Below are 18702 nucleotides of genomic sequence, written 5' to 3'. Positions count from 1 at the left end.
CGCGACCTGCCGTTATTGCCCTGAAAAAAGGCTGGGTTCGGCCTGGACCAAAGCAAAGCGCGGGACCTGCTCACCGTCAACTTCGACGGTCTCCAGGAACATGCTCAAGGGGCGCACCCAAAAGCCGTAATCGCCATACAGTGCTTGGTAGAACACCACTTCCTCTTCGGTCTCGGAATGCCGTGCCACGCTGAAAACGCGGTACTGCGGACCTTTATAATGCTGGTAGAGCCCTGGTTCGACTTTCATGCTCTGGCCCCCTTACAAAATTTGTTGAAAAAAAATATTAAAAATTCCAAAAAACAAAAACCGGGGCACTGGGCCCCGGCTTCCGTCAACTCAACGCTTAGACGCGTTCGAAGACGGTGGAAATGCCTTGGCCGAGACCAATGCACATGGTTGCAACCCCAAGGTTACCGCCATTTTGCTTCATCACGTTCAGCAAAGTGCCGGAAATACGTGCACCGGAGCAACCAAATGGGTGGCCCAGGGCAATCGCACCGCCGTGCAGGTTAACCTTCTCATTCATCTTGTCGAGCACTTTCAGATCTTTCAACACCGGCAGGGCCTGTGCGGCGAAAGCTTCGTTGAGCTCGAAGAAGTCGATATCGGAGATAGTCAGGCCTGCGCGCTTCAAGGCTTTTTGTGTCGCCGGTACTGGACCATAGCCCATGATTGCCGGGTCCACACCCGCCACGGCCATCGAGCGAATCACCGCCAGCGGCTGGATACCCAGGTCCTGGGCACGCTGAGCCGACATCACGATCATGCACGAAGCGCCATCGGTGATTTGCGACGAAGTGCCGGCGGTCACGGTGCCGCCCTTCGGATTGAAGGCAGGCTTGAGGGCCGCCAGGCTTTCCAGAGTGGTATCCGGACGAATGGTTTCGTCGTAGTCGAACAGCTTGAGGAAACCGTTCTCGTCGTAGCCGTTCATCGGGATGATTTCATCCTTGAACTTGCCTTCCACGGTCGCCTTGTGGGCGAGCTGGTGGGAACGCACGCCGAACGCGTCCTGGGCTTCACGGGTAATGCCATGCATCTTGCCGAGCATTTCCGCGGTCAGGCCCATCATGCCCGAGGCTTTTGCCGCGTACAGCGACATATGCGGGTTCGGATCGACACCGTGCATCATGCTGACGTGGCCCATGTGCTCCACGCCACCGACGACGAACACGTCACCGTTACCGGTCATGATCGCCTGGGCGGCGGTGTGCAGCGCGCTCATGGACGAGCCACACAGGCGGCTGACGGTCTGGCCGGCAGCCGTGTGCGGGATCTGCGTCATCAGCGACGCCATGCGCGCGATGTTCCAGCCCTGCTCCAGGGTCTGGTTGACGCAGCCCCAGATCACGTCTTCGACTTCGTTCGGGTCGACCTTGACGTTGCGTTCCAGCAGCTTGCTGATCAGGTGCGCCGACATGTCTTCGGCACGGGTGTTGCGGTGCATGCCGCCCTTGGAGCGGCCCATCGGTGTGCGACCGAAGTCGACAATCACCACGTCTCTTGGATTCAAGCTCATAAATATTCTCGCTCTAGTCGTCTGGGCGCTTAACCGAAGAAGCTCTGGCCGTTTTTGGCCATTTCACGCAGCTTCGCGGTCGGGTGGTACAGCGGGCCCAAATCAGCGTATTGATCAGCCAGGGCAACGAACTCGGCCACACCGATCGAGTCGATGTAACGCAGTGCACCACCACGGAACGGAGGGAAACCAATACCGTACACCAGGCCCATATCGGCTTCGGCGGCGGTTTCAACGATGCCGTCTTCCAGGCAACGCACGGTTTCCAGGCACAGGGCGATCATCATCCAGTTGATGATGTCCTCGTCGGACACCTCACGCTGCTCGTAGATGACCGGCGCGAGTACTTCGTGCACCGAAGGGTCGGCCACTTTCTTCTGCTTGCCCTTCTTGTCCGCCTCGTAGGCGTAGAAGCCTTTGCCGTTCTTCTGGCCCAGGCGCTTGGCCTCGTAGAGCGCGTCGATCGCGGAGCGGCGGTCGTCTTTCATGCGGTCCGGGAAGCCTTCAGCCATCACGTCACGACCGTGGTGGCCGGTGTCGATGCCGACCACGTCCATCAGGTACGCCGGGCCCATTGGCCAGCCGAATTTTTCCATGACCTTGTCGATGCGCACGAAGTCCACACCGGCACTCACCAGCTTGGCGAAACCGCCGAAGTACGGGAACAGCACGCGGTTGACCAGGAAGCCTGGGCAGTCGTTGACCACGATCGGGTTCTTGCCCATTTTCTTGGCGTAGGCAACGGTGGTGGCAATCGCCAGCTCGCTGGACTTCTCGCCACGGATCACTTCCACCAGCGGCATCATGTGCACCGGGTTGAAGAAGTGCATGCCGACGAAGTTTTCCGGACGCTTGAGGGCCTTGGCCAGCAGCGAAATGGAAATGGTCGAGGTGTTAGACGCCAGGATGGTGTCGTCTTTAACGTGGCCTTCAACTTCAGCCAGTACCGCCTGCTTGACCTTCGGATTCTCGACAACCGCTTCGACCACCAGGTCGACATGGCCGAAATCGCCGTAGGACAGCGTAGGACGGATGCCGTTAAGCACTTCAGCCATCTTCGCAGCCGTCATGCGACCTTTATCAACGCGGCCAACCAGCAGCTTGGCGGCTTCGGCCAGGCCCTGTTCGATCCCGTGCTCGTTGATGTCCTTCATCAGGATCGGCGTGCCTTTGGACGCCGACTGATAGGCAATACCGCCGCCCATGATACCGGCGCCGAGGACGGCAGCCTGCTTCACGTCCTTGGCGATTTCGTCGTAGGCCTTGGCCTTTTTCTTCAGTTCCTGGTCGTTCAGGAACAGGCCGATCAGGCTCTGGGCCGCCGAGGTCTTGGCCAGTTTGACGAAGCCCGCAGCTTCCACTTCCAGGGCTTTGTCGCGACCGAAGTTCGCGGCCTTCTGGATGGTCTTGATCGCTTCAACCGGCGCCGGGTAGTTCGGGCCGGCCTGGCCAGCCACGAAACCCTTGGCGGTTTCGAACGACATCATTTGTTCGATGGCGTTGAGCTTGAGTTTTTCCAGCTTCGGCTGACGCTTGGCCTTGTAGTCAAATTCGCCGCTGATGGCGCCCTTGATCAGGTTCAGCGCGGCTTCTGCCAGTTTGTCCGGAGCCACCACGGCGTCGACGGCACCGACTTTCAGTGCGTCATCAGCACGGTTTTCCTTACCGGCGGCAATCCACTCGATGGCGTTGTCGGCACCAATGATGCGCGGCAGGCGCACGGTGCCGCCGAAGCCTGGGTAGATGCCCAGTTTGACTTCAGGCAGACCGATTTTGGCAGTGGCCGCCATGACGCGGAAGTCCGCCGCCAGGCACATTTCCAGGCCGCCGCCCAGCGCGATGCCATTGATCGCGGCAACGGTCGGTACGTTGAGGTCTTCGAAATCGCTGAAAATCTTGTTGGCTTCGAGGTTGCCAGCCACCAGCTCGGCATCGGGCAGCTTGAAGTTGTCGACGAATTCGGTGATGTCAGCGCCGACGATGAACACGTCCTTGCCGCTGGAGACGATCACGCCTTTGATCGATGCATCAGCCTTGATGGTGTCTACGGCCTGACGCAGTTCGTTCAGGGTTAGACGGTTGAACTTGTTGACGGACTCACCCTTGAGGTCGAACTTCAGTTCGACGATGCCACTTTCAAGAGCCTTAACCGTGATGGCTTTACCTTCGTAAATCATCAACTGATCTCCACGATATGGAAGCTGAACAGTACACATTGGACGCTGGCCTATGCTTGGACATTGATAATTTCGTCAATGCTCAGGCCAATCCGCCAGGCACACCCGCCAATGCGATAGTCGGGGTTCTGTATGAGCGGTCTGACAGACAAACGCTCAATTCATACGCCCGTTTGATTTGGGTACGCCACCTTCATCCAATTCCGAGCAATTGTCAATCGCTCGAAAGCGCTAGGAAAAACACGACTTTCCAGTCATTTCAGAACCCCACGGCCAGGCCCGCGATTCGTCAATATTCAACTATTCACGAAATCAATAATGAAAAAGATAGGGGAAACCGCTGTACAGATCGGGATATGCCGCTAGGCTAGCGACAACCCTAACGCGCCTGGATGAACATCCGACGCGGGAAACACAGATTTACCGGCCTGCCTGGCCAACTCCAGCCCGATGATGCTTTCGGGCTTTTTATTGCCTGGCGTTTAACACCGAAGCATCAGGCCAGGGCCTTGAGCAATTTATCAATGGCCAGCAGGTCGCTCGCCTCGCCCTTCTCGCCCCAGTAAAGGGCGATCATTTGCTTGTCAGCCTCGACCTTGTAGACATTCGCCGGCAGCGTTGCAAAATGCGGCAACAACTTCTCATCGACACACACTTCGCGCCACTGATTGACCCACACGCCCGGCTCCAGTTGCCAGTAACTCCAAACGGCCGGCGTGCTGCCGCGTCGAGGCCGACAGTACTGCGCACACGGGCTCGGCGGCTCTTGCTTGAGCCAGTGCGGCCACTCCTGGGGCGCCAGTTGCATGGCCAGGCCGATGCGGCGTGCCTCCATGCGCAGGGCCATGCGCCCGCTCTGATGGCGCGATGGACGCAGCCATGCCAGAGGGCTCAGAACCACGACAAGGATTGACACCACTATCCAGACCGTCATATGTGTACTCCCGATTTTTCTGATGAGCGGATTTGACCTGACACAACCCTATCCGCTTGAAAGCAGCCATACTGAATCTATTGCAGTCCCCTGGAGGAACGCCCCATGTCCTACGAACATATTCTGGTCGCCGTAGACCTGACCGAAGAGTGCGATCCAGTGATCAAGCGCGCCCGCGCCTTCGCCGTCGCCAGTGGCGCGAAACTGTCCCTGGTGCATATCGTGGAGCCCATGGCCATGGCCTTTGGCGGCGACGTGCCCATGGACCTTTCCCAATTGCAGCAACAACAGTTCGACCAGGCCAAGGAGCGCCTTGACCGCTTGATCGTCAAATACCCCGAAGTGACCAAGGAAAATTCCCACCTCACCTACGGCCAGCCCCGCCAGGAAATCCATCACCTGGCCAAGGAACAGCATTGCGACCTGATTGTGGTCGGCAGCCATGGCCGTCACGGTTTGGCGTTGCTGCTGGGCTCTACTGCCAATGATGTGCTGCACGGTGCGCCGTGCGATGTGTTGGCGGTGAAACTGGTTAAAAATACTTAAAGACGCTGAAGACCAAATGTGGGAAGGGCGGTGCGACGATTCGGCTTGCCCCCTCCCACATTTGAAGCGCATTTCATATGAAAAAGCCCGGCGCTCATACAAGAGCGCCGGGCTTTTTTATTGCGCAAAAGTCACTCAGGCATCCAACTCAGCCCAACGCTCAACCAGCACTTCCAGCTCCTGGTTCAACGTCTCCAGGGAGGCGATGACCTTGGCGGTTTCCGCCGCGGGACGCAGGTAGAAACCCGCGTCAGCCATTTCCGCTTCTACCGTTGCGATCTGCTGTTCCTTGGCGTCGATATCACCCGGCAAGGCTTCCAGCTCACGCTGCAGCTTGTAGCTGAGTTTCTTTTTGGCGGCCGGTGCAGCTTCCTGGGCCGGTGCAGCAGCTTCCACCGGAGCCACCACAGCGGAGGTCAGGTCGGCCTTGCCGGACTTGCTCTCTGTCACGCCCAACAGGCGCGGCGAGCCGCCCTGGCGCAGCCAGTCCTGGTAACCACCGACGTATTCACGCACCTTGCCTTCACCTTCGAAGACCAGGGTGCTGGTGACTACGTTGTCGAGGAATGCCCGGTCGTGGCTGACCATCAGCACGGTGCCGTTGAAGGTAAGCAGAACCTCTTCCAGCAGCTCGAGGGTTTCCACATCGAGGTCGTTGGTCGGTTCGTCGAGCACCAGCAGGTTGGCCGGCTTGCTGAACAGCTTGGCCAGCAGCAGGCGCGCACGCTCGCCACCGGACAAGGCTTTCACTGGCGTACGCGCACGCTGCGGGCTGAACAGGAAGTCGCCCAGGTAGCTGAGTACGTGGCGGCTCTGGCCGTCGATGTCGATAAAGTCGCGGCCTTCGGCGACGTTATCGATCACAGTTTTTTCCAGGTCCAACTGATGGCGCAACTGGTCGAAGTAGGCCACGTCGATGCGCGTGCCCTCTTCCACGGTGCCGCTGGTCGGTTTCAGGCCATTGAGCATCAGTTTGAGCAAGGTGGTCTTACCGGTACCGTTGGCGCCCAACAGGCCGATACGGTCGCCGCGCTGCAGGACCATCGAGAAGTCCTTGATCAGGAACGGGCCATCCGGGTGATGGAAGCTGACGTTCTCGAGCACCATGACCTGCTTGCCCGACTTATCGGCGGTATCCAGCTGGATATTGGCCTTGCCGGTGCGCTCGCGACGTTCGCTGCGCTCAACGCGCAGGGCCTTGAGGGCACGCACGCGGCCTTCGTTACGGGTGCGGCGCGCCTTGATGCCCTGGCGGATCCAGACTTCTTCCTGGGCCAGTTTCTTGTCGAACAGGGCGTTGGCGGTTTCTTCGGCGGACAGTGCAGCTTCCTTGTGCACCAGGAAGCTGGCGTAGTCGCCGTTCCAGTCGATCAGGCCACCACGGTCCAGTTCGAGGATGCGCGTGGCGAGGTTTTGCAGGAAGGAACGGTCGTGCGTGATGAACAGCACGGCGCCCTGGAAATCCTTGAGGGCTTCTTCCAGCCAGGCGATGGCGCCGATGTCCAGGTGGTTGGTCGGCTCGTCGAGCAGCAGCAGATCCGGCTCGGACACCAGGGCCTGGGCCAGCAGCACACGACGACGCCAGCCGCCGGACAACTCGGCGAGGGTCTTGTCGGCCGGCAATTGCAGGCGGCTCAGGGTGCTGTCGACCAGTTGCTGCAGGCGCCAGCCGTCACGGGCTTCGAGGTCCTGCTGGACATGCATCAGCTTGTCCAGGTCCGCTTCGGTGACGCAGTTCTGCGCCAGGTGATGGTATTGCGCAAGCAACTCACCGACACCGTCCAGGCCTTCGGCAACCACGTCGAACACGGTCCGTCCGTCGGCCACCGGCAATTCCTGCGGCAATTCGCCAATCTTGAGGCCCGGGGCGCGCCATACGGAGCCGTCATCGGGCTTCTGGTCGCCTTTTACCAGCTTCATCATGCTGGACTTGCCGGTGCCGTTGCGACCGATGATGCACACCCGCTCACCACGGGCGATCTGCCAGGACACCTTGTCCAACAACGGCATAGCGCCGAAAGCAAGGGACACATCGCTGAATTTGAGCAGGGTCATACGCTTCTCCAAAAACTGGGCGCGCATTCTACCTGACTTGAGGGGGGGATGCGGCCAGCATTTTCTCTACCGACACGTTCTGTAGGACATTTCCGGCGAACTTGAAGGAAGCCACTGGCAAAGCTTTCGCCGGCCGCTGGCAAAAGGCTAAGCTAGGGGCAATCAGTGTCGGCGGTGCCGGTGCTAGTCGTGATTTCTCTGCACGGACGTCTCATGCGCAGTCGCCTTTTCAACTTTTTATCTTGTCTGCTTCTTTCCGCCACCGCCGTTCAATCCGCCCAGGCCGTGGACCTCACCACCCAACGTCAATATTACGATGAAGCCAAACGCGCCCTGGCCAAGGGCGATACGGGCCCCTACATGCAATACAGCCAGGCCCTGGCCGACTACCCGCTGACGCCCTACCTGGCCTACGACGAACTGACCGCCCGGTTGAAGACCGCCAGCAACGAGGAAATCGAACAATTCCTCGCCAAAAACGGCGACCTGCCCCAGGCCAACTGGATGAAACTGCGTTGGTTGCGCTGGTTGGCCGACCGTGGCGACTGGCAGACCTTTGAAAAGTACTACGACCCCAAGCTCAATTTCGTTGAGCTGGACTGCCTGCATGGCCAGTTCCAGCTGACCCACAACTTGAAGGCTGAAGGCTACAAAACCACCGAAAAACTGTGGATGACCGGTAAATCCCAGCCGACCGCCTGTGATGCCACCTTCGGCCAGTGGGCCGCCGACGGCCAACTCACCGAACAAAAAATCTGGGACCGCGCCAAACTCGCCGCTGAAGCACGCAACTACGCGCTGGCCAACAGCCTGGTAAAAACCCTGCCGACCCTGGGTACCCAGGGCCGCCTGATGGTGGACGTCGCGCAAAAGCCCGGCATGCTCAGCGACCCGTCGCGCTTCCTGCCGGCCACGGAGGCGATGTCTGACGCGGTTGGCCTGGGCCTGCGCCGCCTGGCACGCCAGGACCCGGACAAGGCCATGGCCCTGCTCGACGGTTACGCGAGCAGCATGCACTTCTCCCGTGACGAAAAAGTGGCAATTGCCCGTGAAATCGGCCTGACCCTGGCCAAGCGCTTCGACCCGCGCGCGCTTGAGGTGATGACCAAGTACGACCCCGAGTTGCGCGACAACACCGTGTCCGAATGGCGCCTGCGCCTGCTGTTGCGCCTGGCCCGCTGGGAAGATGCCTACCAACTGACGCGCAAACTCCCGCAGGATTTGGCCACCACCAACCGCTGGCGCTACTGGCAGGCCCGCAGCCTGGAACTGGCCGAGCCGAAAAACCCGCAGGCCCTGGTGCTGTACAAGAACCTGTCACGGGAGCGTGACTTCTACGGCTTCCTCGCAGCAGACCGCTCCAAAGCGCCGTACCAGCTGAACAACAAGCCGTTGGTGATGAGCCAGGCACTGATCAACAAGGTGCGTAACACCCCCGGCGTGCGCCGTGCCCTTGAGTTCTATGCCCGTGGTCAGATAGTGGATGGCCGCCGCGAGTGGTACTACGTCAGCCGCCACTTCAACCGTGACGAAATGGTTGCCCAGGCCAAGCTGGCCTACGACATGAAGTGGTACTTCCCGGCGATCCGCACCATCAGCCAGGCGCAGTACTGGGATGACCTGGACATCCGCTTCCCGATGGCCCACCGCGACACCCTGGTGCGCGAAGCCAAGGTCCGTGGCCTGCATTCCAGCTGGGTATTCGCCATCACCCGCCAGGAAAGTGCCTTCATGGACGACGCGCGCTCCGGCGTCGGCGCCAGCGGCCTGATGCAACTGATGCCCGGCACCGCCAAGGACACCGCGCGCAAGTTCAGCATCCCCCTGACCTCCCCCGCCCAGGTGCTGGACCCGGACAAAAACATCCAGCTCGGCGCCGCTTACCTGAGCCAGGTGCACAGCCAGTTCAACGGCAACCGCGTCCTCGCCTCCGCCGCCTACAACGCCGGCCCCGGCCGCGTGCGCCAATGGCTGCGCGGCGCCGACCACCTGAGTTTCGACGTATGGGTGGAAAGCATCCCGTTCGACGAAACCCGCCAGTATGTGCAGAACGTGCTGTCTTATTCAGTGATCTACGGGCAGAAGCTCAACTCGCCACAGCCGTTAGTGGATTGGCATGAGCGGTACTTTGATGATCAATAAGGTTTGAAGCAGAAATGAAAATGCCCGCATTGAGAGATGCGGGCATTTTTTATGGGCACCGATATTCAGTGTTCGAGACTTTCCTCAACCCCATCACTGAACTGCAACGCCGCCAACCGCGCATACAGCGGGTTGCTCGCAATCAGCTGCTGGTGCGTCCCCACCGCCACCAGCTTGCCCTGGTCCATTACTGCAATCCGGTCCGCATGCTTCACGGTCGCCAAACGGTGGGCGATGACCAGCGTGGTGCGCCCTTGCATCAACTGCGGCAACGCTTGCTGGATCAGGTGTTCACTCTGGGCATCCAGGGCGCTGGTGGCTTCGTCCAGCAGCAGGATCGGCGCGTCTACCAACAACGCGCGGGCAATCGCCAGGCGTTGGCGTTGGCCGCCGGAGAGGCCCATGCCGCCGTCGCCGAGGTGGGTCTGATAGCCATCGGGCATTTGCAGGATGAAATCGTGGGCGTGGGCAATACGGGCGGCGGCTTCGACGTGCTCGCGCGTGGCCGTCGGGTTGCCGTAGCGGATGTTCTCCTCAACGCTGCCGAAAAACAGCGCCGGGCTCTGAGACACCAGGGCGAAGTGGCGGCGCAGGTCCAAGGGATCGAGATCGGTCAACGCCTGGCCTTCCAGCAGGATGCGGCCTTGCTGCGGATCGTAGAAGCGCAGCAACAGGTCAAAAATCGTCGACTTGCCCGCACCGGACGGGCCCACCAGCGCCAGGGTTTCGCCGGCGTTGATGGTCAGGCTCAAGCCGTCGATGGCATAGCTGTCCGGCCGTGAAGGGTAGGAAAAGCGCAGGTCCTGCAGCTCCATGCGACCGCTGACACGCTCCGGCAACTGCACTTTGCCCGTGGCCGGCGCCTGGATCTCGTTGCTCGACTGCAACAGCTCACCAATGCGCTCCGCCGCACCGGCGGCACGTTGCAATTCACCGAGGACTTCGCTGAGGGTACCGACGGCGCTGCCGACGATCAGGCTGTAGAACACAAATGCGGCCAGCTCGCCGCCGGAAATGCGCCCGCTGATCACGTCCATGCCGCCGACCCAGAGCATCACGCCCACCGCACCCAGCACCAGCATGATCACCAGGGTGATCAACCAGGCGCGCTGCGCGATGCGTTTGCGTGCGGTGGAGAACGCCTCTTCCACGGTCACGGCAAAGCGCTGCTCGTCCTGCACCTGATGGTTATAGGCCTGCACGGTCTTGATCTGGCCGAGGGTCTCGGACACGTAGCTGCCCACATCGGCAATACGGTCCTGGCTCAGGCGCGACAAGCTGCGTACACGACGACCGAAGATCAGGATCGGCGCCAGTACCAACGGCAGCGCCACCACCACGATGCTGGTGAGCTTGGGGTTAGTGATGAACAACAGCACGATGCCGCCGATCACCATCAAGGCATTACGCAGGAACAGCGACAGCGACGAGCCGATCACCGATTGCAGCAAGGTGGTGTCGGTGGTCAGCCGTGATTGGATTTCCGAGCTGCGGTTGTTTTCGTAGAAACCCGGGTGCAGGTAGATCAGGTGGTTGAAGACCTGCCGGCGAATGTCCGCCACCACCCGCTCACCGATCCACGACACCAGGTAAAACCGCGCAAACGTGCCCACGGCCAAGCCCAGCACCAACACCATGAACAGGCCGATGGATTGGTTGAGCAGGTGCGGCGACTGTGTCATGAAGCCCTGGTCCACCAGCAGGCGAATGCCCTGGCCCATGGATAAGGTGATGCCGGCGGTGACGATAAGCGCCATCAGGGCACCCAGTGCCTGCCAGCGATAGGGCGCGATAAAGCGACTGGCCAGACGAATCGCGCGGCGTTGACGGACTGAGAACATGAGGGGCATCACCTGATCGGAAAGGGTTGGTACCTGCCTGCTTACATGGGGGGAACTTGGGCGAATAACAATGAGTCAGGTTAATTATGCCCACCGATGCTGACCCCTAGAGGCTATCGGTCTAACGCCCGGCTGGAAATCCTTAGCGGTTTCTGGTGGACTGGATGTTCGAACTGGTGATCTCGTAAGGAGTTGTAACAGCGCGGTCACTCGGGGGTTATACAGTAGGTACACAACCTGATGAGGAGACAGGCCATGACCTTGCAAAATAGCAGCGATGCCAAAATTGAAGTAATCCGCCAGCCACAGCAGTTGCCTTGCTCCGTGATCGACGCCCAGGGCCGCGAAGTGCAGATTACCGAAGAGATGATCCAGCAAGCGTGCCGCGAGCTGGAACAGCGACTGGTCAAGCCTGCCCAGCAAGGCTGAAGCGCCCACGCTCTTTCAAACCCGGCCCAGGTGGCCGGGTTTTTTATTCGGTGTTTAAACGGTTGCCGCGCCCAATGCGGACACGATGCTCGCCAACACCGCCGACTCCCCATTCACAATGCGCACCTTCAAGCCATCGATTTCACGACGCTCCGGATAATGCTTGCGCAGCAAATCGAACGCCTTGCGTTGTTCTTCGACGGTACCCACCAGGCTACGGCGGAAATCCGCATCATCACGGCGCGGGTCGTACACGCTGCGGCACAACGTCGCGAGTGCCCAGGCCGGGTCGGTCGATGCGTTCAAATGCACTTCGGCCAGCCACGGTTGCGGCAACAAGTCGCTCAACTGAATGCTCTGCTCCTGGCCCAGGTACGCGCAGAACGCCTGATAGATCTGCGCCGTACCGCGCTGCTTGCCGTCAAGGCTATAACCGGCAATGTGCGGGGTGGCCAACACACACAGGTCGGCGAGGTCGACGTCCACCTCGGGCTCGCCTTCCCACACGTCCAGCACCGCTTGCAGGTCTTCACGCGCAAGCAGCACGTCGCGCAGGGCGGCGTTGTCGACCACCGGGCCACGGCTGGCATTGATCAGCCAGGTGCCGGGCTTGAGGCGGCTGAGCCGCTCGCGATCAAACAGGTGCCAGGTGGAACCATTGCCGGACTTGGTCAACGGCGTGTGCAGGCTGATCACATCGCATTGCTCGATGATCTGCTCAAGGCTGACGTAGTCGCCGTCTTCGGCGATCTGTCGCGGCGGGTCGCAGACCAGCACGTTCCAGCCCAGGCCCTTGAGCACTTCGATCAGTCGCCCGCCCACTTCACCGGCGCCGACGACGCCATAGGTACGCTGATTGAGGTCGGCGCCTTCGATCTCGGCCAGGGTTTGCAGGCTGCCCAGCACATAGTCCACCACGCCACGGGCATTGCAGCCGGGGGCGCTGGACCACTGGATACCGGCCTGCTTGAAGTAATCGAGGTCGAGGTGGTCGGTGCCGATGGTGCAGGTGCCGACAAAACGCACCTTCGTGCCGTCCAGCAGGGCGCGGTTGACGTTGGTCACCGAGCGCACCAGCAGTACATCGGCCTGTTCGACGGTGGCACGGTCGATGGAACGGCCGGACACTCGGCGAATCTCGCCAAATCCTTGGAAGAACTCATCGAGCAGCGGAATATTTTCGTCGGCAACAATCAGCATGGCAGGCTCCTTTGGCGGATCAGCAGTGTACAGGGATGCGATCTTCAATGTGGGAGGGGCGGTGGCACGACAGCTCGCTTACAAATCGCTAACACAGGTTTTTTCCTGACCATTACGTCAAGGCGTAGAATCCGCCGGCCTTGCGCCCTTCTCTATTGGACACCCGTACGTGAACACTGCCACTGCCCCCCTTACCCGCCCCGCCCGCATCAGCCGGGAAGTGGGTGGCCTGATGACGCTCGCACTGCCGATCATGATCGGCCAACTGGCAACCACCTTCATGAGCTTTGTCGATGCGGTGATGGCCGGCCGCGTCAGCCCCCAGGACCTGGCGGCGGTGGGCCTGGGCAACTCGATCTGGATTCCGGTGTACCTGCTGATGACTGGTACGCTGTTGGCCACCACGCCGAAAGTCGCCCAACGCTACGGTGCGGGCCACTATGGTGAAATCGGGCCGTTGGTGCGTCAGTCATTGTGGCTGGCCGTGGTGGTCGGCATCATCGGCTCGCTGCTGCTGCTCTGCGCCGAGCCGATCCTGCATGCCATGAAGGTTGAACCCGAGCTTATCGCCCCCACCATGGGCTACCTGCATGGCATCGCCGCAGGGATGCCGGCCGTTGCCCTGTATTACGTGCTGCGCTGTTTCAGCGACGGCCTGGGCCGCACCCTGCCCAGCATGGCCATGGGACTGTGCGGGTTGGCGCTGAATGTCCCGCTGAACTACATATTCATCTACGGTCACCTGGGCTTACCGGCCATGGGCGGCGTGGGCTGCGGCTGGGCCACGGCGATTGCGATGTGGGTGATGATGCTCGGCATGGCCGCCTGGACCCGCTGGGGGGCGGCCTACCAGAGCAGTGAACTGTTCAAGCGCTTCGACTGGCCGCAGTGGTCGGTAATCAAGCGCGTATTGGGAATTGGCCTGCCGATTGGCATCGCGATCTTTGCCGAATCGAGCATCTTTGCCGTCATCGCCCTGCTGCTCGGCAGCCTGGGCGCCACGGTTGTGTCGGGGCACCAGATCGCGCTGAACGTCAGCTCATTGGTGTTCATGATCCCCTACTCCCTGAGCATGGCCGTCACTGTGCGCGTCGGCCAGGCCCTGGGGCGAGGCGAGGCGCGGGAAGCACGTTTTGCCGCCGGGGTCGGCATGGGCACGGCGCTGGCGTACGCCTGCCTGTCCTGCAGCCTGATGCTGGTGTTTCGCGAGCAGATTGCGGCGATCTACACCCCGGACCCCATCGTCATTCACCTGGCATCGACGCTGATCGTGTTTTCAGCGCTGTTCCAGTTCAGTGACTCGATTCAGGTCACCGCTGCCGGCGCCCTGCGTGGCTACCAGGACACCCGCGTCACCATGGTGCTGACCTTGTTTGCCTACTGGGGCGTGGGGCTGCCGGTGGGTTACGCCCTGGGGCTGACTCACTGGCTGGGCGAACCCAGCGGGCCGAGCGGCTTGTGGCAAGGGCTGATCGTGGGGTTGAGCTGTGCGGCGGGGATGCTGCTGGTGCGCCTGGCGCGCAGTGCACGCCGGCGCATTCGCCTGGAGAAGGCGCGGGGTTAATCGGCCTTTTTGCGGATCCAGTACAAGTACGTACCGGCCTGCTCCTGCTGATCCACCAGTTCATGGTCAAGGAACACGCAGAACTTGGGAATATCGCGGCGCGTTGACGGGTCGGTCGCGATCACCTTGAGCAAGCCGCCGGGCGGCAGGTCGCGGATGTGCTGGTGCAGCATCATCACCGGCTCAGGGCAGTTGAGGCCCGTTGCGTCGAGGGTGCCATCAACGGCGGTGTGGAAAATATCGCTCATTGTCTACTCCTGAAACCGGCGCTCAGTTTAGCGGGCCTTGGTTTTCTTCACATCCACCAGCCGACGCAGGTGGCAGGTCACTTCTTCACGGTCGTGATACAGCTGTTTGCAGCCGATCTCCACCCGAATGCCGCGCGCCTTGAAACCGTCCTCGATACGTTCCAGCAGGCGCTTGACCTCGGCGTAACGCTGTTTCATCGGCAACTTCAGGTTCACCACCGCCTCGCGGCAATACCCTTCGCCGATCCAGGTCTCAAGCAGCGCCGCATTGCGCGCCGGCTTTTCGACGATGTCGCACACCATCCAGTCCACCGGCTGCTTGGGCACGAAGGTAAAGCCGTCGGCCATCAGGTGCTGCACCAGGCCGGTGTCCATCAGGCTTTCGGCCATGGGGCCGTTGTCGATGGCGGTCACCAGCATGCCACGGTTGACCAGTTGCCAGGTCCAGCCACCAGGGGCCGCACCCAGATCGACGCCGGTCATGTCGCCATGCAGGCGCTCGTCCCATTGGTCGCGGGGGATAAAGTGGTGCCAGGCCTCTTCCAGCTTCAGGGTCGAGCGGCTGGGCGCGTCCCGGGGGAATTTCAGGCGCGGGATGCCCATCGGCCACATCGCCGAGTTATTCGACTCGGCCAGGCCCATGAACACTTCGCGGCCGCTTTTGAAGGTCAGCAGCAGGCGCGGCTTGCTCGGGTCGTCCACCAGCTTGCCGGCGTTCAACAAGGCTTTGCGCAGGTGCACTTCGAATTTCTTGCAGAAGTTCGAGAGTTCCTTGCCGTCATTGGTGTCGACCATCTCCAGCCACAGGCTGCCGCACACCGGGAATTCACGCAGGTGGGCGAGGATCACGCTGATACGGTCGGTTTCCGGCAGGTCGATAAACACCCCGCGCGCCCACTGCCGCGGGAAGATCAGCTCGGCAAAGCGCTGGCCGTGCATCAGGCGCTGGGCGCCGTCTTCTTCGGTGCAGACAAATTCGGCGCAGGCGCTGCCGGTCTTGGCCTTGGCGTAGCCGGAAACGTTCAGGCGCGCGGCGTGTTCCGCGATCTCGGAACAGACTTCGCCCTCAAAACCCGGGCGGCAGTGCATAAAAAGGGTGTTCATCGACTCTCCTGGTGACTCAACTGACGTCGCGCTATCGCAATGCCTGTCATGAAAACGCGCGCATGATAGCCGAGTTCGGAACCTTGGTTCTGTCCATAGAGTCCAGTAATTAGCCAGCTACTGAAAACAGCGCTAGTTTGAAAGCTCTGTTCGTCCCGTCAGGTCCGTAGCCGTGCGGACCATAAGGAGTCATGTAATGTCATCCCTTGATAGCCTGAGAACCCTTAAAACTTTAGAAATCGACGACAAGACCTACCACTATTTCAGCCTGCCCGAGGCCGCCAAGAGTCTGGGTGACCTGGACAAGCTGCCGATGTCCCTCAAGGTGCTGCTGGAGAACCTGCTGCGCTGGGAAGACAACAAGACCGTCACCGGCGCCGACCTCAAGGCCATTGCCGCCTGGCTCAAAGAGCGCCAGTCCGACCGCGAGATCCAGTACCGCCCCGCCCGCGTCCTGATGCAGGACTTTACCGGCGTACCCGCCGTGGTCGACCTGGCCGCCATGCGCGCCGCCGTGGCCAAGGCCGGGGGCGACCCGCAGCGTATCAACCCACTCTCGCCCGTGGACCTGGTGATCGACCACTCGGTGATGGTCGACAAGTTCGGCAACGCCGACGCCTTCGAGCAGAACGTCGACATCGAAATGCAGCGCAACGGCGAACGCTACGCCTTCCTGCGCTGGGGCCAGAGTGCCTTCGACAACTTCAGCGTGGTACCGCCGGGCACCGGCATCTGCCACCAGGTCAACCTCGAATACCTGGGCCGCACCGTGTGGACCAAGGACGAGGACGGCCGCACCTACGCCTTCCCCGACACCCTGGTGGGCACCGACTCCCACACCACCATGATCAACGGCCTCGGAGTGCTCGGCTGGGGCGTGGGCGGGATCGAAGCGGAAGCGGCGATGCTCGGCCAACCGGTGTCGATGCTGATCCCGGAAGTGATCGGCTTCAAGCTCACCGGCAAGCTCAAGGAAGGCATTACCGCCACCGACCTGGTGCTGACCGTCACCCAGATGCTGCGCAAGAAAGGCGTGGTGGGTAAGTTCGTCGAGTTCTACGGCGACGGCCTGGCGGACCTGCCCCTGGCGGACCGCGCGACCATCGCCAACATGGCCCCGGAATACGGCGCCACCTGCGGCTTTTTCCCGGTGGATGAGGTGACCCTGGACTACCTGCGCCTCTCCGGTCGCCCGGCTGCCACCGTGAAGCTGGTCGAGGCCTACACCAAAGCCCAGGGCCTGTGGCGTAACGCTGGCCAGGAGCCGGTGTTTACCGACAGCCTGGCCCTTGACATGGGCAGCGTCGAAGCCAGCCTCGCTGGGCCAAAACGTCCACAGGACCGAGTGTCCCTGCCCAACGTCGGCCAGGCGTTCAGCGACTTCCTCGACCTGCAATTCAAGCCCACCAACAAAGAGGAAGGCCGCCTGGAAAGTGAAGGCGGCGGCGGTGTGGCCGTGGGCAACGCCGACCTGGTGGGCGAAACCGACTATGAATACGAAGGCCAGACCTATCGCCTGAAAAACGGCGCCGTGGTGATCGCCGCCATCACCTCCTGCACCAACACGTCCAACCCCAGCGTGATGATGGCCGCCGGGCTGGTGGCGAAAAAAGCCGTGGAGAAAGGCCTCACGCGCAAACCCTGGGTAAAAACCTCCCTGGCGCCCGGCTCCAAAGTGGTCACCGACTACTACAAGGCCGCGGGCCTCACCCAATATCTGGACAAACTTGGCTTCGACTTGGTGGGTTATGGCTGCACCACCTGCATCGGCAACTCCGGGCCGTTGCCTGAGCCGATTGAAAAAGCCATCCAGAAGGCCGACCTCGCCGTGGCCTCGGTGCTGTCCGGCAACCGCAACTTCGAAGGCCGCGTGCACCCACTGGTGAAAACCAACTGGCTGGCCTCGCCGCCCCTGGTAGTGGCCTACGCCTTGGCGGGGACCGTACGCATCGATATCAGCAGCGAACCGCTGGGTAACGATCAACAGGGTAATCCGGTGTATTTGAAGGACATCTGGCCGAGCAGCCAGGAGATTGCCGACGCAGTAGCGCAAGTCAGCACCGGCATGTTCCACAAGGAATACGCCGAAGTGTTCGCCGGCGACGAACAGTGGCAAGCCATTGAAGTGCCACAGGCCGCGACCTATGTGTGGCAGAAAGACTCCACCTACATCCAGCACCCGCCGTTCTTCGATGACATTGCCGGCCCCCTGCCGGTGATCAAAGACGTCAAGGGCGCCAACGTACTGGCGCTGCTGGGCGACTCGGTGACCACCGACCACATCTCCCCCGCCGGCAATATCAAGGCCGACAGCCCTGCCGGCCGCTACCTGCGTGAGCAAGGCGTGGAGCCGCGTGACTTCAACTCCTACGGCTCACGCCGCGGCAACCATGAAGTGATGATGCGCGGCACCTTTGCCAACATCCGCATCCGCAATGAAATGCTCGGCGGCGAGGAAGGCGGCAATACGCTGTACATCCCCACCGGCGAGAAAATGCCGATCTACGATGCCGCCATGAAGTACCAGGCCTGCGGCACACCGCTGGTGGTGATCGCCGGTCAGGAGTACGGCACCGGCTCCAGCCGCGACTGGGCAGCCAAGGGCACCAACCTGCTGGGGGTCAAGGCGGTGATCGCCGAGAGCTTTGAGCGGATTCACCGTTCCAACCTGGTGGGCATGGGCGTGCTGCCGCTGCAGTTCAAGCTGGATCAGAACCGCAAGGCGCTGAAGCTTACGGGTAAGGAGAAGATCGATATTCTCGGCCTGACCGAGGTAGAGATCGTGCCGCGGATGAACCTGACGCTGGTGATTACCCGGGAGGATGGCAGCCGCGAGAAGGTCGACGTGCTGTGCCGGATCGACACCTTGAATGAAGTGGAATACTTCAAGTCGGGGGGGATTTTGCACTATGTGCTGCGGCAGTTGATCGCGTCGTAAGG

Annotated in this window: 14 protein-coding genes; 5 read left to right on the top strand and 9 right to left on the bottom strand. The window is 61.1% G+C overall.

The genetic code is table 11. The annotated features are described in order from the left end of the window. Positions 1 to 12: 12 nt before the first annotated feature. The 4 genes from FBY10_RS04740 to FBY10_RS04725 all read right to left on the bottom strand — a co-directional run bounded on the left by FBY10_RS04740 (position 13) and on the right by FBY10_RS04725 (position 4633). Positions 13 to 249 (bottom strand): DUF1653 domain-containing protein, encoded by a 237-nt coding sequence (locus FBY10_RS04740; protein WP_010212074.1) that lies wholly within the window; start codon positions 247 to 249, stop codon positions 13 to 15. 97 nt (positions 250 to 346) lie between these two features. Then, complete coding sequence (gene fadA / locus FBY10_RS04735) at positions 347 to 1522, bottom strand: acetyl-CoA C-acyltransferase FadA (protein WP_026136849.1); 1176 nt, start codon at positions 1520 to 1522, stop codon at positions 347 to 349. Between the two features lie 29 nt (positions 1523 to 1551). Continuing rightward, positions 1552 to 3699: a fatty acid oxidation complex subunit alpha FadB gene (gene fadB / locus FBY10_RS04730; protein WP_131698938.1), complete on the bottom strand. Its 2148-nt coding sequence runs from the start codon at positions 3697 to 3699 to the stop codon at positions 1552 to 1554. Positions 3700 to 4195: 496 nt separating this feature from the next. After that, the gene (locus tag FBY10_RS04725) at positions 4196 to 4633 is read right to left on the bottom strand and encodes a hypothetical protein (RefSeq protein ID WP_131698937.1); all 438 of its coding nucleotides are present in this window, start codon (positions 4631 to 4633) and stop codon (positions 4196 to 4198) included. A gap of 105 nt (positions 4634 to 4738) precedes the next feature. Between FBY10_RS04725 and FBY10_RS04720 the strand changes: the two genes are divergently transcribed. Next, entirely contained in the window at positions 4739 to 5179 is a 441-nt protein-coding gene (locus FBY10_RS04720; RefSeq protein ID WP_131698936.1) for a universal stress protein, read from the top strand. A 135-nt stretch (positions 5180 to 5314) separates the two neighbouring features. Here FBY10_RS04720 and FBY10_RS04715 read toward each other — a convergent pair whose 3' ends face one another. Further along, positions 5315 to 7234, bottom strand: coding sequence for an ATP-binding cassette domain-containing protein (locus FBY10_RS04715; RefSeq protein ID WP_131698935.1), 1920 nt, complete (start codon positions 7232 to 7234; stop codon positions 5315 to 5317). Between the two features lie 213 nt (positions 7235 to 7447). Between FBY10_RS04715 and FBY10_RS04710 the strand changes: the two genes are divergently transcribed. Beyond that, positions 7448 to 9376 carry a transglycosylase SLT domain-containing protein gene (locus FBY10_RS04710; protein ID WP_145334851.1) on the top strand — a complete coding sequence of 643 codons (1929 nt, stop codon included), beginning with the start codon at positions 7448 to 7450 and terminating at the stop codon, positions 9374 to 9376. A gap of 65 nt (positions 9377 to 9441) precedes the next feature. Here the strand turns inward: FBY10_RS04710 and FBY10_RS04705 are convergent, their stop codons facing one another. Continuing rightward, entirely contained in the window at positions 9442 to 11226 is a 1785-nt protein-coding gene (locus FBY10_RS04705; protein ID WP_178116715.1) for an ABC transporter transmembrane domain-containing protein, read from the bottom strand. A gap of 246 nt (positions 11227 to 11472) precedes the next feature. Between FBY10_RS04705 and FBY10_RS31445 the strand changes: the two genes are divergently transcribed. Beyond that, positions 11473 to 11646: a PA1571 family protein gene (locus FBY10_RS31445; protein WP_053136589.1), complete on the top strand. Its 174-nt coding sequence runs from the start codon at positions 11473 to 11475 to the stop codon at positions 11644 to 11646. Positions 11647 to 11700: 54 nt separating this feature from the next. On the opposite strand, the gene pdxB is transcribed toward FBY10_RS31445, so the two are convergent. Beyond that, on the bottom strand, positions 11701 to 12846 hold the full coding sequence (pdxB, locus tag FBY10_RS04700; RefSeq protein WP_145334855.1) for a 4-phosphoerythronate dehydrogenase PdxB: 1146 nt from the start codon (positions 12844 to 12846) through the stop codon (positions 11701 to 11703). 169 nt (positions 12847 to 13015) lie between these two features. Here pdxB and FBY10_RS04695 point away from each other — a divergent pair, with 169 nt between their 5' ends. Beyond that, complete coding sequence (locus FBY10_RS04695) at positions 13016 to 14410, top strand: MATE family efflux transporter (protein ID WP_090407797.1); 1395 nt, start codon at positions 13016 to 13018, stop codon at positions 14408 to 14410. On the opposite strand, the gene tusA is transcribed toward FBY10_RS04695, so the two are convergent. Next, entirely contained in the window at positions 14407 to 14658 is a 252-nt protein-coding gene (gene tusA / locus FBY10_RS04690) for a sulfurtransferase TusA (protein ID WP_131698931.1), read from the bottom strand. The genes FBY10_RS04695 and tusA overlap by 4 nt on opposite strands. Positions 14659 to 14685: 27 nt before the next feature. Next, positions 14686 to 15762: a 23S rRNA (cytidine(2498)-2'-O)-methyltransferase RlmM gene (rlmM, locus tag FBY10_RS04685; RefSeq protein ID WP_046490414.1), complete on the bottom strand. Its 1077-nt coding sequence runs from the start codon at positions 15760 to 15762 to the stop codon at positions 14686 to 14688. A gap of 196 nt (positions 15763 to 15958) precedes the next feature. Between rlmM and acnA the strand changes: the two genes are divergently transcribed. Then, complete coding sequence (acnA, locus tag FBY10_RS04680) at positions 15959 to 18700, top strand: aconitate hydratase AcnA (RefSeq protein ID WP_131698930.1); 2742 nt, start codon at positions 15959 to 15961, stop codon at positions 18698 to 18700. Positions 18701 to 18702 lie beyond the last annotated feature (2 nt).

The sequence above is a fragment of the Pseudomonas sp. SJZ103 genome (assembly GCF_007828335.1).
Taxonomy (GTDB): Bacteria; Pseudomonadota; Gammaproteobacteria; order Pseudomonadales; family Pseudomonadaceae; genus Aquipseudomonas.
The sequence above is the reverse complement of the archived record's forward strand: the minus strand, read 5'-3'. Positions and strand labels throughout refer to the sequence as shown.

Excerpts from the sequence above, each read along its gene's own strand:
- FBY10_RS04740 (WP_010212074.1), bottom strand. The coding sequence starts at position 249 with ATGAAAGTCGAACCAGGGCTCTACCAGCATTATAAAGGTCCGCAGTAC.
- fadB (WP_131698938.1), bottom strand. The coding sequence starts at position 3,699 with ATGATTTACGAAGGTAAAGCCATCACGGTTAAGGCTCTTGAAAGTGGC.
- FBY10_RS31445 (WP_053136589.1), top strand. The coding sequence starts at position 11,473 with ATGACCTTGCAAAATAGCAGCGATGCCAAAATTGAAGTAATCCGCCAG.
- rlmM (WP_046490414.1), bottom strand. The coding sequence starts at position 15,762 with ATGAACACCCTTTTTATGCACTGCCGCCCGGGTTTTGAGGGCGAAGTC.
- acnA (WP_131698930.1), top strand. The coding sequence starts at position 15,959 with ATGTCATCCCTTGATAGCCTGAGAACCCTTAAAACTTTAGAAATCGAC.
- FBY10_RS04705 (WP_178116715.1), bottom strand. The coding sequence starts at position 11,226 with ATGCCCCTCATGTTCTCAGTCCGTCAACGCCGCGCGATTCGTCTGGCC.
- pdxB (WP_145334855.1), bottom strand. The coding sequence starts at position 12,846 with ATGCTGATTGTTGCCGACGAAAATATTCCGCTGCTCGATGAGTTCTTC.
- fadA (WP_026136849.1), bottom strand. The coding sequence starts at position 1,522 with ATGAGCTTGAATCCAAGAGACGTGGTGATTGTCGACTTCGGTCGCACA.
- FBY10_RS04720 (WP_131698936.1), top strand. The coding sequence starts at position 4,739 with ATGTCCTACGAACATATTCTGGTCGCCGTAGACCTGACCGAAGAGTGC.
- FBY10_RS04725 (WP_131698937.1), bottom strand. The coding sequence starts at position 4,633 with ATGACGGTCTGGATAGTGGTGTCAATCCTTGTCGTGGTTCTGAGCCCT.
- FBY10_RS04710 (WP_145334851.1), top strand. The coding sequence starts at position 7,448 with ATGCGCAGTCGCCTTTTCAACTTTTTATCTTGTCTGCTTCTTTCCGCC.
- FBY10_RS04715 (WP_131698935.1), bottom strand. The coding sequence starts at position 7,234 with ATGACCCTGCTCAAATTCAGCGATGTGTCCCTTGCTTTCGGCGCTATG.
- tusA (WP_131698931.1), bottom strand. The coding sequence starts at position 14,658 with ATGAGCGATATTTTCCACACCGCCGTTGATGGCACCCTCGACGCAACG.